Source organism: Pontimicrobium sp. MEBiC01747, from assembly GCF_053601635.1.
This window is the reverse complement of the sequence record NZ_JBSHNS010000358.1, coordinates 15,967-36,326: the sequence shown is the minus strand read 5'-3', so window position 1 is coordinate 36,326 and position 20,360 is coordinate 15,967. Positions and strand designations below refer to the sequence as shown.

The 20,360-nt window shown below is 31.6% G+C and carries 22 protein-coding genes; 12 read left to right on the top strand and 10 right to left on the bottom strand.

Annotation, left to right across the window (positions count from 1 at the left end):
* The first annotated feature begins 62 nt into the window (after window positions 1-62).
* From rsmI to ACVC2P_RS11680, 3 genes are read left to right on the top strand one after another with little or no spacing between them, the layout of a single operon-like run.
* Complete coding sequence (gene rsmI / locus ACVC2P_RS11690; protein WP_452598650.1) at window positions 63-734, top strand: 16S rRNA (cytidine(1402)-2'-O)-methyltransferase; 672 nt, start codon at window positions 63-65, stop codon at window positions 732-734.
* A 30-nt stretch (window positions 735-764) separates the two neighbouring features.
* Entirely contained in the window at window positions 765-2,504 is a 1,740-nt protein-coding gene (locus ACVC2P_RS11685; protein WP_452598649.1) for a M28 family metallopeptidase, read from the top strand.
* Window positions 2,504-3,085 (top strand): uracil-DNA glycosylase family protein, encoded by a 582-nt coding sequence (locus ACVC2P_RS11680; protein WP_452598648.1) that lies wholly within the window; start codon window positions 2,504-2,506, stop codon window positions 3,083-3,085. Before ACVC2P_RS11685 ends, ACVC2P_RS11680 begins: the two co-directional genes overlap by 1 nt.
* A gap of 91 nt (window positions 3,086-3,176) precedes the next feature.
* Here the strand turns inward: ACVC2P_RS11680 and ACVC2P_RS11675 are convergent, their stop codons facing one another.
* Window positions 3,177-3,767 carry a carboxymuconolactone decarboxylase family protein gene (locus ACVC2P_RS11675; RefSeq protein WP_452598647.1) on the bottom strand — a complete coding sequence of 197 codons (591 nt, stop codon included), beginning with the start codon at window positions 3,765-3,767 and terminating at the stop codon, window positions 3,177-3,179.
* A 92-nt stretch (window positions 3,768-3,859) separates the two neighbouring features.
* On the opposite strand from ACVC2P_RS11675, the gene ACVC2P_RS11670 reads away from it, so the two are divergent.
* The 5 genes from ACVC2P_RS11670 (at window position 3,860) to ACVC2P_RS11650 (ending at window position 8,635) form a co-directional block, all read left to right on the top strand.
* Complete coding sequence (locus ACVC2P_RS11670) at window positions 3,860-4,282, top strand: OsmC family protein (protein WP_452598646.1); 423 nt, start codon at window positions 3,860-3,862, stop codon at window positions 4,280-4,282.
* 78 nt (window positions 4,283-4,360) lie between these two features.
* Window positions 4,361-6,052, top strand: a complete 1,692-nt coding sequence (gene recJ, locus ACVC2P_RS11665) for a single-stranded-DNA-specific exonuclease RecJ (protein WP_452598645.1) — start codon at window positions 4,361-4,363, stop codon at window positions 6,050-6,052.
* Window positions 6,053-6,134: 82 nt separating this feature from the next.
* Window positions 6,135-6,488 (top strand): DUF6686 family protein, encoded by a 354-nt coding sequence (locus ACVC2P_RS11660; RefSeq protein WP_452598644.1) that lies wholly within the window; start codon window positions 6,135-6,137, stop codon window positions 6,486-6,488.
* 49 nt (window positions 6,489-6,537) lie between these two features.
* Window positions 6,538-7,803, top strand: coding sequence for an MFS transporter (locus ACVC2P_RS11655; protein ID WP_452598643.1), 1,266 nt, complete (start codon window positions 6,538-6,540; stop codon window positions 7,801-7,803).
* 172 nt (window positions 7,804-7,975) lie between these two features.
* On the top strand, window positions 7,976-8,635 hold the full coding sequence (locus ACVC2P_RS11650) for a peptidoglycan-binding domain-containing protein (protein ID WP_452598642.1): 660 nt from the start codon (window positions 7,976-7,978) through the stop codon (window positions 8,633-8,635).
* Here the strand turns inward: ACVC2P_RS11650 and ACVC2P_RS11645 are convergent.
* A complete protein-coding gene (locus ACVC2P_RS11645) occupies window positions 8,632-9,384 on the bottom strand; it encodes a UDP-2,3-diacylglucosamine diphosphatase (RefSeq protein WP_452598641.1) in 753 nt (250 codons plus the stop codon). The genes ACVC2P_RS11650 and ACVC2P_RS11645 overlap by 4 nt on opposite strands.
* A 119-nt stretch (window positions 9,385-9,503) precedes the next feature.
* Between ACVC2P_RS11645 and ACVC2P_RS11640 the strand changes: the two genes are divergently transcribed.
* The 4 genes from ACVC2P_RS11640 to ACVC2P_RS11625 all read left to right on the top strand — a co-directional run bounded on the left by ACVC2P_RS11640 (window position 9,504) and on the right by ACVC2P_RS11625 (window position 13,707).
* Window positions 9,504-10,046: an RNA polymerase sigma factor gene (locus ACVC2P_RS11640; RefSeq protein WP_452598640.1), complete on the top strand. Its 543-nt coding sequence runs from the start codon at window positions 9,504-9,506 to the stop codon at window positions 10,044-10,046.
* A 12-nt stretch (window positions 10,047-10,058) separates the two neighbouring features.
* A complete protein-coding gene (locus ACVC2P_RS11635; RefSeq protein ID WP_452598639.1) occupies window positions 10,059-12,095 on the top strand; it encodes an energy transducer TonB in 2,037 nt (678 codons plus the stop codon).
* 93 nt (window positions 12,096-12,188) lie between these two features.
* Complete coding sequence (locus ACVC2P_RS11630; protein ID WP_452598638.1) at window positions 12,189-12,809, top strand: hypothetical protein; 621 nt, start codon at window positions 12,189-12,191, stop codon at window positions 12,807-12,809.
* Window positions 12,810-12,909: 100 nt separating this feature from the next.
* Complete coding sequence (locus ACVC2P_RS11625; RefSeq protein ID WP_452598637.1) at window positions 12,910-13,707, top strand: hypothetical protein; 798 nt, start codon at window positions 12,910-12,912, stop codon at window positions 13,705-13,707.
* A gap of 15 nt (window positions 13,708-13,722) precedes the next feature.
* On the opposite strand, the gene ACVC2P_RS11620 is transcribed toward ACVC2P_RS11625, so the two are convergent.
* Genes ACVC2P_RS11620 through ACVC2P_RS11585 form a run of 8 tightly spaced genes read right to left on the bottom strand, consistent with a single transcriptional unit; the run spans window position 13,723 to window position 20,245 of the window.
* Complete coding sequence (locus tag ACVC2P_RS11620) at window positions 13,723-14,883, bottom strand: metal ABC transporter permease (protein WP_452598636.1); 1,161 nt, start codon at window positions 14,881-14,883, stop codon at window positions 13,723-13,725.
* A complete protein-coding gene (locus ACVC2P_RS11615) occupies window positions 14,876-16,003 on the bottom strand; it encodes a metal ABC transporter permease (protein WP_452598667.1) in 1,128 nt (375 codons plus the stop codon). Before ACVC2P_RS11615 ends, ACVC2P_RS11620 begins: the two co-directional genes overlap by 8 nt.
* A gap of 20 nt (window positions 16,004-16,023) precedes the next feature.
* Window positions 16,024-16,383, bottom strand: a complete 360-nt coding sequence (locus ACVC2P_RS11610) for a hypothetical protein (protein ID WP_452598635.1) — start codon at window positions 16,381-16,383, stop codon at window positions 16,024-16,026.
* A 52-nt stretch (window positions 16,384-16,435) separates the two neighbouring features.
* Entirely contained in the window at window positions 16,436-17,173 is a 738-nt protein-coding gene (locus tag ACVC2P_RS11605; RefSeq protein ID WP_452598634.1) for a metal ABC transporter ATP-binding protein, read from the bottom strand.
* Window positions 17,174-17,192: 19 nt separating this feature from the next.
* Entirely contained in the window at window positions 17,193-17,864 is a 672-nt protein-coding gene (locus ACVC2P_RS11600) for a TlpA family protein disulfide reductase (RefSeq protein ID WP_452598633.1), read from the bottom strand.
* Between the two features lie 7 nt (window positions 17,865-17,871).
* Window positions 17,872-18,786 (bottom strand): metal ABC transporter solute-binding protein, Zn/Mn family, encoded by a 915-nt coding sequence (locus ACVC2P_RS11595; protein ID WP_452598632.1) that lies wholly within the window; start codon window positions 18,784-18,786, stop codon window positions 17,872-17,874.
* A gap of 6 nt (window positions 18,787-18,792) precedes the next feature.
* Entirely contained in the window at window positions 18,793-19,599 is an 807-nt protein-coding gene (locus ACVC2P_RS11590; RefSeq protein WP_452598631.1) for a transporter, read from the bottom strand.
* Window positions 19,589-20,245 carry a metal-dependent transcriptional regulator gene (locus ACVC2P_RS11585; RefSeq protein ID WP_452598630.1) on the bottom strand — a complete coding sequence of 219 codons (657 nt, stop codon included), beginning with the start codon at window positions 20,243-20,245 and terminating at the stop codon, window positions 19,589-19,591. The genes ACVC2P_RS11590 and ACVC2P_RS11585 overlap by 11 nt, the downstream gene beginning before the upstream one ends.
* Window positions 20,246-20,360 lie beyond the last annotated feature (115 nt).

Sequence of the window (20,360 nt, the reverse complement as noted above, 5' to 3'; positions counted from 1 at the left end):
AAAAAGGTTGCGTTATATCGTTATTAAAAAACTTAAATTTGAACTTATAATATCCTAATTTAATGAGCAAACTCTATATAGTACCAACACCAATAGGTAACCTAGAAGATATTACTTTAAGAGCCATTACCGTTTTAAAAAGTGTAGATGGAATTTTAGCAGAAGATACCCGAACATCTGGTAAACTTTTAAAGCATTTTGAAATTACCACACCTATGCAAAGTCACCACATGCATAACGAGCATAAAACTGTCGCTAATGTAGTACAGCGTATTAAAAATGGAGAAACTATAGCCTTAATAAGTGATGCTGGTACACCTGCAATTTCCGATCCTGGTTTTTTATTAACTAGGGCTTGTATCGAGAATGGTATTGAGGTAGATTGTTTACCTGGGGCTACTGCTTTTGTTCCTGCTCTAGTAAATAGTGGATTACCAAACGACAAATTTGTTTTTGAAGGCTTCTTGCCTGTTAAAAAAGGAAGGCAAACGCGTTTATTATTATTAGCAGAAGAAACAAGAACTATTATTTTTTACGAGTCGCCACATAAGCTTGTAAAAACCTTAGGTCATTTTTGCGAATACTTTGGAGAACACAGACCCGTTTCTGTTTCTAGAGAATTAACTAAATTGTACGAAGAAACTGTAAGAGGAACCGCTAAAGAAGTGCTTGAGCATTACACAAATAAACCTCCAAAAGGAGAAATTGTAATTATTGTAGGAGGAAAAAAATAGAACTATCAATCATCAATCAAAAAAAACATCATGTTAAAAAAACACCTATTACTATATATATCAGCAATTATTTTAATTGCTTGTGGTACCACAAAACCTAATAACAAGGTATTAAAAACGACTTCTACAACATCAAATTATTATGATGTTGTTAATAAAAATTTTACAGCAGACATAGCATATAACACGACTGCTTTTGTGGAACAATATTGGAGAATAGTTGGTAATACTGGTTTTAATAAAAGCATCTATAATATTGCAGAGCAACTTGAAAAAGCTGGATATGTATTAGAAGAAAAAGCAACGGCTAAAGATATTTTAACTTACAGAATAGAAAAAAGAGATTTAAAACAACCTACTTGGGAGCCTGTAGATGCTAAAATTACTATAGAAGGAGAAACTTCTCCGCTATTACAACATGCTACTAATAGAAACATGCTAGCTATTAATTCTTATAGCACACCTAAAGAAGGAGTTACTGCTGAAGTAATACATATTAAGGATCTTAAAAAATTAAAAAACACAGATGTAAAAGGAAAAATCGTTTTTGTAGAAACCAGTCCTTCAAGAGTGTTTAAAACAGCAGTTGTACAAGGTGGTGCTGTTGGAGTTTTATCGTATAGCAATCCTAAATACCTTCAACCAGAAAAAAATACAACCTCTATACAATTTCGTTCTATCCCTTTAAATAAAGACATAAAGGGTTGGGCCATTGCCATGTCTTATGAAGCAAAAGAACGTTTAAAAAATAAACTGAGTAAAGGCAAAGTTACCCTAAATGTTACAATAGACACTAAAATTTATAACTCGGAAGAGCTAACCATCGTTGCCGACATTAAAGGCAGTACATTACCCGAAGAGCGTTTAGTATTTAGCGCACACGTACAAGAACCAGGCGCTAATGACAATGCAACAGGTGTTGGTGTAGCTCTAGAAATGGCAGCTATTACAGCTAATTTGGTTAAGAATAAAACGTTTACCCCTAAACGTACGCTAACCTTCCTTTGGGGAGATGAAATTATATCTACCAGACGCTATGTTCAAGAAGACAAAGCTAGAGCAAAAAATATTAAATGGGGGATTAGTCTAGATATGGTTGGAGAAAATACAGCCATTACAGGTGGTTCTTTTTTAATTGAAAAAATGCCCGACCCAAGTGCTATTTGGACACGAGGTAATGATAAACACACAGAATGGGGCGGCATGAAAATGAGTTTAAGCCAAATGAAACCACACTATTTAAACGACTTTTTAATTGATAAATTTAAAGCACAAGGGAAACGAGCGAACTGGGAAGTTAACACTAATCCTTTTGAAGGCGGTAGTGATCATGTTCCATTTTTAAGCGCAGATATTCCTAGCGTTTTATTTTGGCATTTTACAGATCAATTTTACCATACCGATAATGACCGTTTAGACAAAGTATCTAAAACCACACTTAAAAATGTAGGTATTGCTTCTCTTGTTTCTGCTTACGAGCTATTAAATGCCGATGAACATACCGCAAAAAAAATAATTAAAAGTATAGAACATGCAGCTATTGCACGATTAAACGAGGAATTAAAGCAAAGTAAAATTGCGTTACAGAATGGAGACCATTTAAAAACACAAATTGAAATACTAAATGCCTGGAAAGATTGGTACAGTAAAGCTATAGAAACTACTAAAGATATGGTTAGTAATGTTTCTCTTATTAATACAACAATAGAAAATGCCAAAAACACTATAAAAACAAAAACGAACGATTGTATTAATCTTTTAAGCAACTAATGCAACTAGATAATGTATTACATAATATAAGCCAGTGCGATATTTGCAAATTTCATCTCCCTTTAGGCCCTCGTCCTGTAGTAACTGCTCATAGCAACTCAAAAATTGTAATTATTGGGCAAGCTCCAGGCACTAAAGTTCATGCTTCTGGAATTCCGTGGGATGATCAAAGCGGGAAAAAATTAAGGCAATGGTTAAATGTTAGTAATGAAGATTTCTATGACACTACTAAGTTTGCTATTGTACCTATGGGATTTTGTTACCCTGGAAAAGCAAAAACAGGAGATTTACCCCCAAGAAAAGAATGTGCCCCACAATGGCATGAGACTCTATTTAAAAATATGCCCAATGTAAAACTTGTACTTTTAATAGGTGCTTATGCCCAAAAGTATTATTTAAAAGAACAGGCTAAAAAAACACTAACTGAAACGGTAAGTGAATACAAAAGTTATTTACCAAAATATTTCCCAATACCTCATCCATCTCCTACCAATAGATTTTGGAGAGCAAAAAACCCTTGGTTTGAAGAATCGATAGTTCCCATTTTACAACAAAAGGTTCACCATATTATTAATAAATAAAAAACCTCACTATTACTAGTAAGGTTCTCTATATTTATTTTTTATTGCAATTAACGGTCTATTATCTACAGACAGAAAACTGCAAACTCAATTACACGTGCTTTCCTACCTCAAAACCGTGTTTTCCTAAATATTGGTTTCCGCTTTCTATAGCATCACCTTCAAGCGTTGTTCCCATAGAGTCATTCCAACGGTTTAAATATCCAAACAAAGAAATAACACCTAACATTTCAACAATTTCTCCTTCATCCCAGTGTTCGTGTAAACGTGTTTTTATATCCTCGTCAACTGCATTTGGTACTTGAGAAGCCGCTAAAGAAAAATCTAACGCAGCACGCTCAGCATCACTAAAAGCTGGATGTGTTCTATATTCCCAAATATTATCTAATTGTTCTTGTTCTGCTCCATAACGTTCTGCTGCACGAATAGCATGTGCTTGACAATAACGACAACCAGTGGCATTACTACTTACCCATGCAATCATTCTTTTTAATGCAGATGTTACACGTCCTTCGTTAGCCATTACGGCCATGTTTAAATTTATAAAAGCTTTACTAATGGCTGGCCTGCGTTGCATTGTTAATACAGAATTTGGGCAAAATCCTAAAGTCTCATTAAAGAACTCGGCTAGTTTTTTAGTCTCCAAATCATGCTCTGGAGTTAATGGTGTTATTAATGGCATAAATTTTAATTTATAGAGTTGTATTTTGTTGCATTAAAGTTAAGTCGTATTTTGCTAATACGTATTACAAATAACGATAAAAAACTTTAATAATGGCACATAAAATAACAACGCAATGGAAAGGTAAAATGCTTTTTGAATCTGATAATCCTAGTGGTCATACCGTTTTAATGGATACTTCTGAAGACAATGGTGGAACCAATAAAGGTTTAGGACCTAAAGCCATGATGCTATCTTCTTTGGCTGGTTGCTCTGGATTAGATGTTGTTTCTATTTTAGCAAAAATGAAAACCGAAATAGACGACTTTAAAATGGAAGTAGAAGGCTTATTAACAGACGAACACCCTAAATACTACCATACAGTAACTGTAGATTATCATTTTTATGGTACTAATTTAGATGAATCTAAAATTAATAAAGCAGTAAACCTATCTGTCGAAAAATACTGTGGTGTTATGGAAATGTTCAGAAAATTCGCTGATGTAAAAACAGCAATACATTTTCATAATGCATAATATATGATTTTTGACTTTACTATAAATTATCTATTAAAAAACAATATTGTTTTATTAAAACAAAAATTAATTCAATAAATGCGCTGGACATTAAAGGCTAAACCTAATCCGCAAACTGTACAACAGCTTTCAAAAGCATTACAAGTAGATACTTCTATAGCCTCTTTACTTGTACAACGTGGTATTGAAACTTTTGAAGCTGCCAAAGATTTTTTCAGACCATCTCTAGACGATTTACATAATCCCTTTTTAATGAAAGATATGGATAAAGCAGTCTCCAGAATAGAAACTGCTATTGCTAATAATGAAAACATATTAGTTTATGGCGATTATGATGTAGATGGTACAACGGCGGTCTCTTTAATGTCTTCATATTTATTAAGTATTTATCCTAATATTGCAACTTACATTCCTGATCGTTATAATGAAGGTTATGGTGTTTCCTACCAAGGTATTGACTATGCATCAGACAACGATATCTCATTAATAATTGCATTAGATTGTGGCATAAAAGCCATAGATAAAGTTGCTTATGCTAAAGATAAAAATATCGATTTTATTATTTGCGATCACCACAGACCAGGTGATAGTATTCCTGATGCTGTTGCTGTTTTAGATCCTAAACAAGAAGATTGCAACTATCCTTTTGATGAGCTTTGTGGTTGTGGTGTAGGGTTTAAACTCATTCAAGCTTTAGCATTAAAAGAAAATAAAACAATACAAGATTTAATACCTTATTTAGATCTTGTTGCTACTGCAATTGGTGCAGATATTGTGCCAATTATTGGAGAAAATAGAATTTTAGCCTATTATGGTTTACAGGTTATAAATAGCAATCCAAGAGCTGGTTTTAAAGCCATTATAAGTCAATTAAAAAAAGACATATTAACCATAACAGATGTTGTTTTTACAATTGCTCCAAGAATTAATGCTGCTGGACGTATGAAACATGGTCAATATGCTGTGGACTTATTAACACAAAACGACATAACTATAGCCACTAGTTATGCTGAAGAAATTGAAACCTTTAATACCAATAGACGTGAGACAGATAAACAGATTACAGAAGAAGCTCTCAAACAAATTGAAGAACAAAAAGAGCAGGAACGCTTTACTACTGTTGTTTACAATGAAGCTTGGCATAAAGGCGTTATTGGTATTGTGGCTTCTAGATTAATAGAAACTTATTACAGACCAACACTAGTATTTACTAAAAGTGGCGATAAACTAGCAGCCTCTGCTAGATCTGTAAAAGGCTTTGATGTTTATAATGCTTTAGAAGCTTGCTCTGATTATATAGAACAGTTTGGAGGTCATAAATATGCTGCCGGACTAACTTTAAAAGAAGAAAACTATAATGCTTTTAAACAACAATTTGAAAACGTTGTAAAAAATACTATAGATGCACGCCTATTAACCCCAGAAGTTACAATAGATACGCAATTAAATTTAAGTGATATTACACCTAAATTCTACAGAATATTGAGTCAATTTGCTCCTTTTGGGCCTAGTAATATGTCTCCAGTTTTTATGAGCGCTCATCTTAAAGATACTGGATATGGTAAATGTGTTGGAGAAGACAACAAACATTTACGTATAACAGTTACACAAAACGGAGCACCTAAAATAGTTTGTATTGGTTTTGGGTTAGGAGATAAACTAAACCTAATTGAAAATAAAAAAGAGTTTAAGGCCGTTTATTCTATAGATGAAAACCATTGGCAAGGGATAACGTCTTTGCAATTAAAACTAAAAGATATAAAACCTTAATTGTTTTTTTACAATTTATCTATTTAGTTATTTAGATTCATTATAAATAATGTTATATTTGGTCTTGTAAAAGCAACTAAAAATGGATAATGAAATCACTAAAATATATCATAACGCCTTTGGAATAGCATTTCAATGGAAACATACCAGCTCTAAACAAGGTAAAATTCAAATTGTATTTAGAAATATGGGATTTTATCTTACACCTAATGAGATAAGAGCATTTTACAAACATGTTACTGAAGCACAAGAACCTAAAAACTGTAGTTGTTGTAGTGTAGAATGCAATGCTAGAACCATTTTATTGAGAACGCCAAGTACCAAGATAGATTTAGCAGTTAATAAGCAAGAATTAGCAGATGTACATGATTTAATTAAAGGAACTTTATTTCAATTAGATTTAAATAACTACCTAAATAACATTTGTAAGCATTAATTTTGTTATTGTATTGTAATCACTTTAGCAACTCATAGCAATTTAATTTATGCAAAAAAATGATCCGTATGCTGCGTTAAGATTTAAAGAATTCAATATTTTTCTATTAATGCGCTTTGCTTTAGTATTTGCATGGACCATGCAGTTTATTGTTATAGAATGGCAAGTATATACTATTACTAAAGATCCATGGTCTCTTGGTATGATAGGCTTAATGGAAATTATACCCGCATTAAGTATGGCTTTATTTGCAGGCCATATAGTAGACCAGAAGGAAAAACGAAATCTGCTAGCCCTTTGCATTGCAGCATTCTCTTTAATTAGTTTAGGTTTATTCCTTTTAACTTGGCCCAAGGTTATTGCAGATTGGTCTACAAAAACAGTGTTGTATGGTATTTATGCTTTAGTATTTTTTGGAGGGTTTTTACGCTCCTTTTTTGGGCCAACGATATTCTCATTAATTTCATTAATTGTTCCTAAAAAAATATACCCAAATGCTGCTACTTGGAGTAGTTCTACTTGGCAAATGGCCTCTGTATTAGGGCCTGCTTTTGCTGGTTTCTCTATACGTTGGTTTGGTGTACACTGGACGTTATGTTGCGTCTTTGGTTTAGTTTTATTCTCGTTACTAGTTGTTTTTAAAATAGAAAGGAAACCCATTTTAAACCCAAAAATTGGAGAACCCGTAATGCAAAGTTTAAAAGAAGGAGTAAAATTTGTTTATAAAACCAAAGCCATTTTAGGAGCTCTAACTCTAGATATGATTGCTGTTTTATTTGGAGGAGCTATTGCCTTATTACCTGTTTTTGCTCAAGACATTTTAAAAGTAGGACCAGAAGGTTTTGGTGTATTACGTGCAGCTCCAGCTATTGGGGCTTTTTTAACAATGTTAATTACAGCCTATATTCCTATTAGTAAAAATGCTGGTTTAAAATTACTAGCTGCCATTTTTGGTTTTGGGGTTTGTATTATAGTCTTTGGTTTATCTTCTATTTTCTGGGTATCGGTTCTTGCTTTATTTTTTAGTGGTGTAACCGATGGGGTTTCCATGGTGATTAGGCAAACCATTTTACAACTAAAAACCCCCGATAATATGAGAGGTCGTGTGGCATCGGTTAACTCTATGTTTGTTGGCTCTTCAAACGAGCTTGGTGCTTTCGAAAGTGGTTTAACCGCAAAATTAATGGGTACAGTAACCGCAGTTGTTTTTGGCGGCACAATGACCTTAATTACTGTAATTACTACTGGAATAGCCCTTCCTTCTTTTAGAAAGTTAGATTTAAGAAAAGATATCGAAGCGCATGAAAAAGGGTAAAATAAGCATTCTGAAAATCGAAATATATCTTTCGGCAATTTCTTATTCTCTATCATTTAACCTATCTAGACTAAAAGAATATTTTTGCTTTTTTTAATTTCTTTATGGGTAAAATCTTATAATTACATTCAAAATATTTATCTTACATTTTGTTTTGTAAAGCCTAGAACAAATGAAAAAGATACTTATCCTTATTCTTATTGTAATTATTTCGATTTTCGCTTATAACCAATATAAAGAGTACCAGCGTTTTCATCCTAAAAACCTAAATTACAAAGCAAGTAATTCTATAGATTTAAATTATCACGATCAAACTGTTGTTTATAAATATAATGAAGCTATTGCAACTTTAAACGGGTACACAATTACACAATGGAGCACTAACGAAATAGATGTACGTAATCCTGAAAACGATGATACAGAAACAGAGTATGCAGTAAATACTTATGCTAAAAAGTTAGCAAAAGTAAAGTTTTACGAAGCTAAGTTAGTGCAATCTTTAAAACTTAAAAATGAAGGACTAAGCAACACAGATATTAAATATATTGAAGAAAAAGGTATAACAAAAGAAGCTTATACGCATTCTATAGAGACCGAAAAATTTAGACGTTTAATGCTACAAGAACTTCCAAAAAACAACTTAGTTGATGGTGAAAAGAATGCTTTTGTATACCAAATTCAAAAACTTCTAGTAAAAAAAGGGTTTAATATTCCTGTAGATGGGGTTTATAAAAACATCACTTCGGATGCATTGAAAGCATTTGAAGAGAAAAATCAATTATTCCCTGATGGAAAAATAGATGTAATGACTCTGGAAGCTTTATTAAACTAATATTCTTTTAACTCTAGCGTTTCTCCATTAAACACACCATAGGTATAATAGCTAATCCAGTCCCCTAAATTTAAGTACTTAGAATTCTCATTTAGTTTAATATCTAGTGGTAAATGTCTGTGTCCAAAAACAAAAAAATCGCGATGTTTAGTTTCTAGTTTACGTTTGCAATATTGTACTAACCATTCATTATCTTCTCCTAAAAAGGTAACATCTTCATCTCCCGAAATTAATTTATTCTTTACCGATAAATATTGCGCTAATCGCACGCCTAAATCGGGATGTAACCATCTAAAAAACCATTGTGCCACAGGATTAGTAAACACTTTTTTCATGCGCTTATAACCTTTGTCTCCAGGCCCTAAACCATCACCATGGCCAATAAAAAAGACTTTATCATTAAAGATAAATTCTTTTGGTTTATGATAAACTGGTATGTTTAATTCTTCTTCAAAATAGCCATTCATCCAAAGGTCATGATTTCCAACAAAATAGTAAATAGGAATTCCAGAATCACTAATTTCTGCTAGCTTTCCAAGCGTTCTTGTAAACCCTTTGGGTACAACCGTTTTATATTCTGCCCAAAAATCGAATAAATCTCCTAATAAAAAAATAGCTGCGGCATCTTCTTTAACTTCGTCTAACCATGCCACAAACTTCTTTTCTCTGGGAATAGATTGTGCTTTTGTTGGTGCTCCTAAATGATTATCGGAAGCAAAGTATATTTTTTTTCCTTCTGGAATTTGCATGTGTAAATATAAAAAAGTTGATTTATATGATTTCAATTTTCCTACCTTAGTTTTCAAATAATTAAAAATAATTAGGAGACCTTTTAATAAAATGACCATTAATAAGTAAAAGCCCAAGTATGAGCGATCAAAAAATAATAACACTTTTAAAAAATGGTCATCGAGATAAAGCGTTTCGAGAATTATATAAACTCTATCCTAGAATAGAAAAATTAATTTTATCTAAAGGTGGTACAAAAGCAGATGCAACCGATGTGTTTCAGGAAGCATTAATTGTATTAAACAGGAATCTTGAAAAATCAGATTTCTCACTTACCGCATCCTTTTACACATATCTTTATTCGGTTTCAAGGTTTATATGGAAGGATCAACAAAAACAATTTTCTAAACAAGAATTACATGATTTAAACACCGAAGACGTTTCTATATTCCATAGTGTTTTAGAAGAGAAAAAGTACCAATTAGCAGAACAATCTTTTCGCGAATTAGGCGAACGCTGCCAGCAATTATTACAATGGTTTTATGTAAAAAAAATGTCGTTTAAAGACATTGCAAAGCAGATGCAATTTAAATCTGAAAAAATTGCAAAAAACCAAAAGTATAAATGCTTACAAAAAGCTAAAGGTATTTACAATGCTCAGGCTAACACCATTAACTCTTAATTCTTGAAACACATGGAAAATACTATAGAACGCATAGACAATTATATAAACAATACACTTACAAAAACAGAAAGATTAGCTTTTGAAAAACAACTAAAAACCGATGATGCTTTTAATACACTCTACAAAGAACATGTAGTGCTTTTAGAAGGTATAAAACGAGTAGATTTAAAGACCGATATTCTTGCTGCCAAAAAACACTTTATTATAATACGTTGGTTGAAATTTATAGGCATTACCATTGCCGCTATAATTTTAGCAATAGTAGCATATTATTCTGTTTTCGGTACAGATACTCCAGTTAATTTGCCCGAACAAAAAACAATAATTAACAATACGCTAGAAAGCGAAAATGGCGTAACTATAGATTCAACTAAAAACTATATACTTGTCTACAAAAGAGACTCACTTGTTGTTGATAAAAATCATGGACATGTAACAACATTTAAAGACATTGAACTTATTTCTTATTTAGAATATTCAAGCATTGAAGCTGTAAAAGCAGATTTCCCAGACATTAAAAGTGTAACGCCAGTAAACGATACGATTAGGCATTATAAAAAGTATACGTACCAAATGCTTAAAACTAAAATTGATGTAGTTATTGAAACTTCTAATCAAAGTAACAACAAAGAAAATAATGTAAGTGATACCGAAGAAGACGCTATAAATACTGTCTCAGCTGTAAAACAGAGCAGCATTATAAAAGACTCTATTATAACAGAAATACCTGAACCGCTGTCTCCAGAACTTATTAGTTTTTATAAATCTGTTAAAAAAGTACCACAAACGATTACTGTAGATATGGAAAAAGGAGCGACAATTGCTCTTAAAGAAGGCACTCAATTAACTATTGCTCCTAAATCTTTAGCTTATAAAAAGACTAATAGAATTGCTCGCGGTAAGATTAAACTGGACGTTACAGAATACTACAAATTGTCCGACATACTATTAGCCAATTTAAATACAAAAAGCGATGATAATCTACTAGAAACTGGCGGTATGTTATTTATAAAAGCAAGTAAAAATGGTAAAGCATTAAAGTTAGCAGATTCTAAAACAATGATTATTAGTTTTCCTGATAAGGGTAAACAAGGGATGCAATTATTCTCTGGAGAGGAACATAATAACGAGATTAATTGGAAATTAAATAAATCTACTAAAGGAAGCCCTACAAGCAGTAAATTTATACACTTTATAGAAGAAGACGTAGAAGTTGCGTTTAATGTTGTTGAAAAAGTACCAATTTTTCCAGGCTGTGAAAATGAGACTAATAATATTAGTAGACGAAAATGTTTTAAAGAAAAAATAAATGCATTATTAGCAAAAGAGTTTAATAATGATATCGCTTCAGATTTAAATTTGACAGGAAAAATAAAAGTTAGAATATTCTTTAAAATTGATAAAGAAGGTAACATTATTGACGTTGAAGCTAGAGCACCACATAAGCAGTTAGCAGATGAAGCTATTCGATTTATAAATTTATTACCAAAAATGAAACCTGCTACACAACGCGGCAGAGCGGTTACAGTACCATATTATTTACCTATAAACATAACACTTGAAGGCGTGACAAGAGCTACGCCACCCATTACTGTAAGAGATGAAGGAGATATTATTGGAGAAATTGAAAATATAATAGTTACTGATTCTGTAATTGGAAACATAAAACAATCTAACCTAGAACGCTACACATTTGCGACTTCAAAATTAGGCTGGATCAATTGTGATCGTTTTGCAAGAATAACAGGTAAAAGAGTACGTTTTAGATTAAAAATAAAAGACGCAGGCAATGCCAATTTAAAATTAGTGTTTAGAAGTATAAGTGCCGTTTTACCTAGCAAAAAGTATAAAAACAGTTTTGATTTTGGCACAGTCCCAGCAGACGAAAAAGTTGTTTTAGTTGCTATTAAAAAGATAAGAGATAAAATATATCTTGGTATAAAGGAAACAGAAACGAAGCAACTTACAGAAGTAGACTTAGAATTTAAAGAAGTGACTATAAAAGAGTTAAAAGGTGCATTAAACAAGTACAATGATGGCTTTTAATGCAAGAAACAAATTCCCAATAAGCTTTAGCTATTTAGATAAACAATTACAAGCTTTAGAATAACACAAAACTCAACTTAAAACTCCAATACAATGAATAAATCTATTATAATTTATTTGTTAACTATAGTTAGCACCATCTGTTTTGCTCAACAAGACAAATCTGATTTAAAAATGACCTCAAACTATTCTTCAAACAATGAAGAACTAAGTGATATTTTTCAATTTGAAGGTATTGAATATTACAATTTACAATTCTCTGGAAAAGATCTAAAATCTAAACATTATCAGTTAACAGTAAAAGACATTTGGAATGGCAAAATAGTTTCAGATACTACAATTGTTAACAGTTCTAATCTTCCTTTTAAAGTGCATCAAAAAATCAATGACACTGTATTTAAGATGAAAGTTATGTCTAAATTTTCAGAAAATAACACTTTAAAAATGAGTTTTAAATTCCCTAGATTTTCAATAAACAAAGAATTTAAAGCGATTAAATCTAATGACTATAGTTTAAGGAATATCGCTGAAGAAAGTAATTTAGAATTAAAATATAATGATACATTTTATTTACTCGCATACATTTTACCATACGAAAAAAGTGATGGTTCAAAATCTTGGTGTGATGTCGGTAAGGATGGTAAAGACATTGAAAAATGGGGCAAAAAATTTAATATAAAACATTATTTAATTTTCGAAATGCGATTCTTCTAGTTTTTAAAGCAGGAAACATCATTAAATCTATTACAATACAACCTTCGAATAAGCGTTTTAATATTCAATTAAAACTTTCCGTTAATTTTAAAAATAACAAATGAAACCATTAATAATATTATTTTTCATAGTATCTAATCTCTTTTTAAATGCACAAGATTGCTATTATGAAGACTATTATAATCAAGTTGATTTAGCAAAAAAAGAGTACAATAAAAGAAACTATACAAAAGCTAGTAAACATTTTAAAAAAGCCTTTTCTAGTGTAGACTTCCCTCTTGGTCACGACCTTAGTTTTGCTTTAGTAGCTGCTAAAGAGATAAAAGATGAGCAATGGATGGAGAGTATTGCTATAACATTAGCTAAAGGTGGCATTCCATTAAAATATTTTAATAACTACTACACCTTTAATTGGCATAAAACATTTAAATCTAATTTTAAAAATTATCGTAAATATTATCTAGATAACTTTGATATTAAACTGAAAGAACGCTGGATAGCTTTAATACTAAAAGAACAAACTATAACGAATAAACATATTGAGTTTAACTTAGGGAAAAGATCTTTAACATTACAACAAATGATAGATGATGCCTACTCAATTTTAAATGAATTAAACGACATAGTACTATCTAAAGGCTTTCCTGGAGAACAAAAAATAGGATATTTGTATATAAAAGGTAAAAACAGAATAGAATCTTATGGGGCATTCAACTTATTATTAAATACATATTTAAGAGGAGAAAGCATCTTTAAAACTGGCATCCAAAATTTAATTTGTAACGGCAAGCTATCTCCAGATTCAAAAAACAAATTATTAGACGAAAACGAGCTTCTTTACAGTAAAGGTATTGAAGAAGCGATAACTATTGTGTATAATAAATATAAGAAAGATTAATCATGAATACAATAACTACCCTCTAAATAAAAAGAAATCGTCTTTCATATCTTCTATCTGCGAATCTTCATTTGTAATAATATAATTAATCGCTTTAGAGGTAAATGCATCTCCTTTTTTAGTTAGAGATACGATACTTTCATCAATCACAATCATATTGTTTTTAAGAGCTAATTCCAACACGGTTTTGGCTCTTACTTTTTGCCAATTTATATGTTCTCTTAAATGGTTAACGTGGCGTTCTTCTGCTTCGTTATGGTTTTTAAGGTGTAATAAAAAGGTTAAAAGAGATACTTCTGTTCGTTGTTGTTTTTCTCTATAAATAACAGCTATTAACCCTTTTGTAGGTGCAAACAAATACACCATTAAAAATAGAAGCCCCAACATGGTTGTTATAGATCCAGATATAGAGGCATCTAACCAATGTGCAAACCAATAACCAGAAATGGCACTGAACACCCCAAAACTAACGGCCAACATCAACATTTTCTTTAAATCTGTTGTTAATAAATAGGCACTTGCTGCTGGTGCAATCATTAAAGCAACTACTAAAATAGCTCCTACGGCATCGAACGCCCCAACAGTAGTTACAGACGATACCGTCATTAATCCGTAATGAATAATTACTGGAGAAAACCCTAAAGACGCCGATAATCCGGCATCGAACGTACTTACTTTTAATTCTTTAAAAAAGGCTATTAATAAACTAATGGTGACTAAAAGAATGATACCTACAACCCACATAGACTTTGGTCCTATATCTGTACCAGCTATTAACAATCTATCGAAAGGAGCAAAAGCTAATTCTCCTAATAACACTGCATCTACATCTAAATGAACATCGTTTGCATTTTTTGCTATTAAAATAACACCTATGCTAAAAAGCGCTGGAAAAACTAAACCTATTGCTGTATCTTCTTTTACCAATCCTGTTTTTTGAATCCACTCTACTAGAATTACTGTAATTATACCTGTTAAGGCTGCTAACAGAATAAGTATGGGTGAGTTTAAATTTTGTGTAATAAAAAACCCTATCACTATACCTGGTAGTATGGAGTGGCTTATAGCATCGCTAATCATCGCCATTTTACGTAATACTAAAAAGGTTCCTGGTATAGCACAAGCAATGGCTACTAAACTAGCAATAAGTTGTATTTCTATTTGTGCACTACTCATTGGTATTGGTTTGTTGATTATACAAATTAGAAGCTGTTTTAAATCCTTCCTCGGTTAAACTCCACATAGTCCCTTCTAGTTTTACATAGTTTTTATCTACTAATTTTTGAAGCGTCCCTCTTGTATAGCCTTGAAAGTTATTTAAAATTTTAATGGTATGTGGGTGCGAAATATCTTCATGTGTTTCTGCTATATTATACATAAAGGCTAATGTTTTATGTAATTTTAAGTCTCGTCTGTTTTTAATAAAACGTATTTGCTTAAATAATAATCCACGACTAGGTGAAAACACAAAAGAAAACAATACAAATACTGAAGCTACTAATACAATTACTGGCCCTGTAGACAGGTTATTTTGAGATGCGCTAATTGCAGTTCCAAACACTCCAGAAAATGCACCAAAAATAGCAGCTAAAAGTACCATAACACCTAAACTATTTGTCCATTGTCGTGCTGCTGCTGCTGGTGCTAATAGCATAGCACTCATTAACACTACTCCTACTGTTTGTAAACCTAATACAATAGCTAATACAATAAAGCTGGTAATTAAAATATCAATTATTTTTGTATTAAACCCTAGTGTTTTAGTATAATCTGCATCAAATAATAATATTTTAAATTCTTTCCAAAACAATAAAAGTACTAATAAACAAATTCCTGTAACGGTTGCCATTAACCAGACATCGCTTTCTACTAATGTTGCTGCTTGCCCAAAAAGGTATTTATCTAAACCTGCTTGATTAGCGTTTGGTTGTTTTTGGATAAAGGTTAGCAACAACATTCCGAATCCAAAAAATAGAGATAGGATAAGGCCTAAGGCTGTATCGGATTTTAAATGTGTTTTAGTAATGATTCCTCTAATCCAAAACGTTCCTATTAAACCACTTACTAAAGCTCCTAATAGCAATACATTGCTATCTTTTGCTCCAGTAATTAAAAAGGCTATTGCGATGCCTGGTAACGCTGCATGAGAAATTGCATCTCCAAGCAGACTTTGTTTTCGCAATACAGCAAAGCTACCTAACATACCACAAACAGCACCAAGTATGGCTGTTCCCAATGTTATGGTTCTAAGTGTATAATCGGAAAAAACGAGCGATATGTATTCTTTTATGTCGATGAGTTTTGGTTTTTTAACAGTTATTTATATTTTCTTTCCTCTAGCTTTTCAAGCTTTAATTTGTCTTGTTTACTTCTAATTTCTGTTCTTTCAAAAAAATGTCCATCTGGCCAAATTAACTTTTCTTTTATCGCCCTTCTTTTTAGTAAATCTATATCTTCAACTTTTTCGTAAGCCCATATTTTCCATTTAGTTATCATAATACTCCAAATACCCCAAGCTAAAATAAAACCTATAACGCATGTTACTAAAACAATTTTTAATTCTAAATTTAAAATATATGTCAAACTAGGTAAAATAATCATAGCGATAAATACTGGTATATTTACCATTATATGACCTCTATTAATTACTTTGGTTATTGACGTTTTAGATTCCATTTATTACGTTTCGTTTCAATTATTAAGATTCCTGCCTTCGCAGGAATGATAGCTATTCTTGTATGCTTACTTTATAATTTATTCCGTAGGTTTTTGTTAGGTTATCGTCGTTAAAAATATCTTTTACTGGTCCTGTTGCAATTTTCTTTACATTTAAAAAGGTTACCCAATCAAAGTATTCTGGAACAGTTTGCAAATCATGGTGTACTACTATTACTGTTTTTCCTGCTTTTCGTAATTCTTTTAAGATATTTATAATAGCTATTTCTGTTGTAGCATCTACGCCCTGAAAAGGTTCGTCCATAAAGTAAATGGAGGCATTTTGCACTAAGGCTCTTGCCAAAAATATACGTTGTTGTTGCCCTCCAGATAATTGACTTATTTGTCTGCCTTTAAAGGGTAACATTCCTACTTTTTCTAAAGCTTCTAGTGCTAATTTCTTCTCTTTTTGTTTAGGGCGTTTTATCCAACCTAAGCTTCCATAAGTTCCCATCATGACAACATCTAGGGCTGTGGTTGGAAAATCCCAATCTACACTTCCTTTTTGTGGTACGTAGGCTACTAAAGACCGTTGTTTTTCGTAAGATTTACCGTAGATACTAACGCTTCCCGCTATCGGCTTTAAAATTCCTAAAATAGATTTTATAAGTGTAGATTTTCCTGCGCCATTTGGTCCAACTATAGCCATAAGCACTCCTTCTGGAATTTCTAAATCGATATCCCAAAGCACTGGCTTATAATTATATGCCACTGTTAAATCGTCTACTTTTACTGCTATGTTTTTACTCATAATAGTTTTTATCTTTTAATTACAAAGCCTTTGTTTTATTGTGTTTTCCTTTTATATATTTACTAATAAAAAAAGCAATACCAAAAAGAAAAGTATAGATAAACAGAAATTTAAAAGCTCTTAAAGCTATTGTTTTTATATTCTTTTCTATAGTTATTTTAAGGCTAAACAAACCACTTAATTCGCTCTCAACTCCATATATTCCACTAATGGGTGTACTTATTAATTCTCCTTTTTTATTAAACAATAAATACGTTGGATAATTTGTTATATTAAGTCGTTTTATAAAGTTTTCTCCATGCTTATTATTATAAAATGTCCAATTAGGATTATTTGCTATTAAAAAATCCCATGGTTTCTTTTTATTAGATAATAATTTTTGAGTTACAGATTCTGGATCGATAGTTACACTCATTATTACCAGGTCCTCTTTATACTTATTCAATAATTGAGGAAAATATTTCATATCTTTTAAACAAGGTGTACATCCAGCAAACCAAAAATCCATTAAAATAACTTTTCCTTTATAATCTGATATTGATTTTAACTCTCCAAACTGATTTTTTAAAACAATATCATCTAATTGTATATTTTTATCATATTTACTACTATTCTGTTTTACTAAAAACAAAATTATAATTACAGTATAAAAAACAAAAAGCCCTAAAATATATCGCTTTAAAATCTTCATAAATTAATTATTTAAGCGCCTCTATAATTGTATTTACATTATACTCGAACATTCCAATATAAGTTCCTTCAATAGTTCCTGCATCTCCTAAAGCATCGGAGTATAGTGTTCCTCCAATTGCTACTTCATGATCTTTAGATTTTACTGCTGCTTGTAATGCTTCTATGGTTCGTTTTGGTACAGAGCTTTCTACAAAAATAGCTTTTACATTTTTTTCTATAATAAAAGCTGCTAATTTCTGAACGTCTTGAACGCCTGCTTCTGTTGCAGTGGATAATCCTTGTAACCCTACGACCTCGAATTGAAATGCTTTTCCGAAATAATTAAACGCATCATGGGCTGTAACTAATATGCGTTTCTCTTTAGGTAGTTTGTCTATAACACTACTTAACTTAGCTTTTAAGGCATCTAGTTTTTTAAGGTATTGCTTTTCATTTTCAGCATAATTAGCTGTATTTTTTGGGTCTTTTTTAGATAACACCTTAGTAACTTCTTTTGCAAATGTTTTAAAGTAATCGATATCGAACCATACATGCGGATCGTAATTAGACGCAAAATACTCAGAGCCTATTAAAGTGCTTTTATCTAATGCTTCGGCTAAAGCTATTTGAGACTTTGCTTGATTTCCCATTTTTTCAAATACCTCAACAAGTTTACCTTCTAAGTGCAACCCGTTATAGAATATAATGTCAGCATTTGTTAGTTTAGAGACATCTCCCGCACTTGCTTTGTACAGGTGCGGGTCTACGCCACTCCCCATTAGCCCTTGTAATTCTATATAGTCTCCACCTATATTTTTAACCAAATCGGTTATCATGGTCGTAGTTGTTACCACATTTAGTTTTCCATTTTCTTTTTTTGTTTCGCTTTTACAGCTTAGTATAACTAAAGCTATGCTAAGTATTATTGTATACTTTTTCATAAAAAATTATTTTTTTGGTAATCTAAAGCTTATTCCTGCGCTTACTAATAAATCTTGACCTTCTGTTATGCTTGTTCCTACTGTAGCATCTAATTGAACATTATTAGATACTAAATATATAACTCCTGCATCCCATAAATGGTTTGCTTTATTATTTTCTGGCATATCGCCATACAATTCTACATAAGCTCCCCATTTATCGCATATACTATACCCATATGCTATTGTATACAAATAAGCAGCTTCTGGAGAATCGTTTTCCCATGCTGCTCCCAGGTTATAGGATAGGCTTGATTTTTCACTTAATGTATGTGCAAACGAAAACCTAAAATCTACACCTGTATTTTGAGGTCTAAAATCTTTTTTTACTGAAAACGGCAAGTTTAAATGCCCAAGAAATCCAATCTCTGGCATTGCTCCATTTTCTTCGGTAATTCCTACTTTAAACCCCAATAATAATGGTGAAAAACTGCTAGCTGAAGTTATCTCTGTTCCTTTAAATTTTGTTTTACTGTCTGTATAATCCCAACCTAAACGCAATTCTAGATTATCTAGTAACCCATAACGAATTAGCATTGTATTTAAGGTAAAGTCTTCTGTTTTAAAATCGTTTTTTTCAAAGGTTTCTAGAAAGGCTCCTGTTTCTACTTGTATAAACCCTTTTGGCACAGCTGTTGGAGATTCTGTTGCATCTGGTCTATCTGTAATTAAAGCGCCTAAAGGAGCTTCTTGTTCTTGAGCTAATACTGTTGTTGCAGTAATTATTCCTAGTGCAACACTTAGAATATACTTTGAGTAGTTATTAAATTTCATTGATGTAAATTATGTTTGTAAAATCTTCGTTTAATAGAATCGTGTTATTATTAATTAAAATTTGAGTCATTTTATTATTGGTAAACTGCTTAGTAACTGTAACCGAGTTGCCATACTTTAAGCCATGTTGTGCACAAAAATCGAAAAACTCTTTATCATCACTCATCAGCCTAGAAATAATATATTGTTGTCCTTCTTTGGCAAATGAAAGTGCTATTGATGTATCTGTTGTTGTTATTTCTCCTTCTGCATTTGGAATGGGGTCTCCATGAGGATCGAACTTAGGATTCCCTAGGTAAGCACTTATTTTATTTGCTAAAAAATCTGAAGTTTCGTGCTCTAATAATTCTGCTTCTCTATGTATTTCATGTAAAGACATATCGAACATTTTAAATAATAACGCTTCCCATAGTCTATGTTTACGGACCACATTTAAAGCCATTTTATTACCTTTTTCTGTAAGTCTTAGTGCTTTATACTTTTCGTAGTGCAATAAATCTTTGGCTGCGAGTTTCTTAGCCATATCTGTTGCAGCGGCATTAGATATCCCTAATTTTTTAGCAATATTACCTGGCTTAGTATTATTATTATCGTGTTTATCGTTCTTGTAAATTGCCTTTACAAAGTTTTCTATAGCTACTGACATTATATTATGCTTTAAAAAAAATTTAAGCAAGCTTAAAAATTTTTCAAATATAACTAAAAAATTAATACTTTTTTAAGTTTGGCACGATTTACGTTATATTTATAATCTAAAACAT

What these genes read in the sequence shown, in the direction of transcription:
- rsmI (WP_452598650.1), top strand. Translation starts at nt 63, where the DNA reads ATGAGCAAACTCTATATAGTACCAACACCAATAGGTAACCTAGAAGAT.
- ACVC2P_RS11685 (WP_452598649.1), top strand. Translation starts at nt 765, where the DNA reads ATGTTAAAAAAACACCTATTACTATATATATCAGCAATTATTTTAATT.
- ACVC2P_RS11680 (WP_452598648.1), top strand. Translation starts at nt 2,504, where the DNA reads ATGCAACTAGATAATGTATTACATAATATAAGCCAGTGCGATATTTGC.
- ACVC2P_RS11675 (WP_452598647.1), bottom strand. Translation starts at nt 3,767, where the DNA reads ATGCCATTAATAACACCATTAACTCCAGAGCATGATTTGGAGACTAAA.
- ACVC2P_RS11670 (WP_452598646.1), top strand. Translation starts at nt 3,860, where the DNA reads ATGGCACATAAAATAACAACGCAATGGAAAGGTAAAATGCTTTTTGAA.
- recJ (WP_452598645.1), top strand. Translation starts at nt 4,361, where the DNA reads ATGCGCTGGACATTAAAGGCTAAACCTAATCCGCAAACTGTACAACAG.
- ACVC2P_RS11660 (WP_452598644.1), top strand. Translation starts at nt 6,135, where the DNA reads ATGGATAATGAAATCACTAAAATATATCATAACGCCTTTGGAATAGCA.
- ACVC2P_RS11655 (WP_452598643.1), top strand. Translation starts at nt 6,538, where the DNA reads ATGCAAAAAAATGATCCGTATGCTGCGTTAAGATTTAAAGAATTCAAT.
- ACVC2P_RS11650 (WP_452598642.1), top strand. Translation starts at nt 7,976, where the DNA reads ATGAAAAAGATACTTATCCTTATTCTTATTGTAATTATTTCGATTTTC.
- ACVC2P_RS11645 (WP_452598641.1), bottom strand. Translation starts at nt 9,384, where the DNA reads ATGCAAATTCCAGAAGGAAAAAAAATATACTTTGCTTCCGATAATCAT.
- ACVC2P_RS11640 (WP_452598640.1), top strand. Translation starts at nt 9,504, where the DNA reads ATGAGCGATCAAAAAATAATAACACTTTTAAAAAATGGTCATCGAGAT.
- ACVC2P_RS11635 (WP_452598639.1), top strand. Translation starts at nt 10,059, where the DNA reads ATGGAAAATACTATAGAACGCATAGACAATTATATAAACAATACACTT.
- ACVC2P_RS11630 (WP_452598638.1), top strand. Translation starts at nt 12,189, where the DNA reads ATGAATAAATCTATTATAATTTATTTGTTAACTATAGTTAGCACCATC.
- ACVC2P_RS11625 (WP_452598637.1), top strand. Translation starts at nt 12,910, where the DNA reads ATGAAACCATTAATAATATTATTTTTCATAGTATCTAATCTCTTTTTA.
- ACVC2P_RS11620 (WP_452598636.1), bottom strand. Translation starts at nt 14,883, where the DNA reads ATGAGTAGTGCACAAATAGAAATACAACTTATTGCTAGTTTAGTAGCC.
- ACVC2P_RS11610 (WP_452598635.1), bottom strand. Translation starts at nt 16,383, where the DNA reads ATGGAATCTAAAACGTCAATAACCAAAGTAATTAATAGAGGTCATATA.
- ACVC2P_RS11605 (WP_452598634.1), bottom strand. Translation starts at nt 17,173, where the DNA reads ATGAGTAAAAACATAGCAGTAAAAGTAGACGATTTAACAGTGGCATAT.
- ACVC2P_RS11600 (WP_452598633.1), bottom strand. Translation starts at nt 17,864, where the DNA reads ATGAAGATTTTAAAGCGATATATTTTAGGGCTTTTTGTTTTTTATACT.
- ACVC2P_RS11595 (WP_452598632.1), bottom strand. Translation starts at nt 18,786, where the DNA reads ATGAAAAAGTATACAATAATACTTAGCATAGCTTTAGTTATACTAAGC.
- ACVC2P_RS11590 (WP_452598631.1), bottom strand. Translation starts at nt 19,599, where the DNA reads ATGAAATTTAATAACTACTCAAAGTATATTCTAAGTGTTGCACTAGGA.
- ACVC2P_RS11585 (WP_452598630.1), bottom strand. Translation starts at nt 20,245, where the DNA reads ATGTCAGTAGCTATAGAAAACTTTGTAAAGGCAATTTACAAGAACGAT.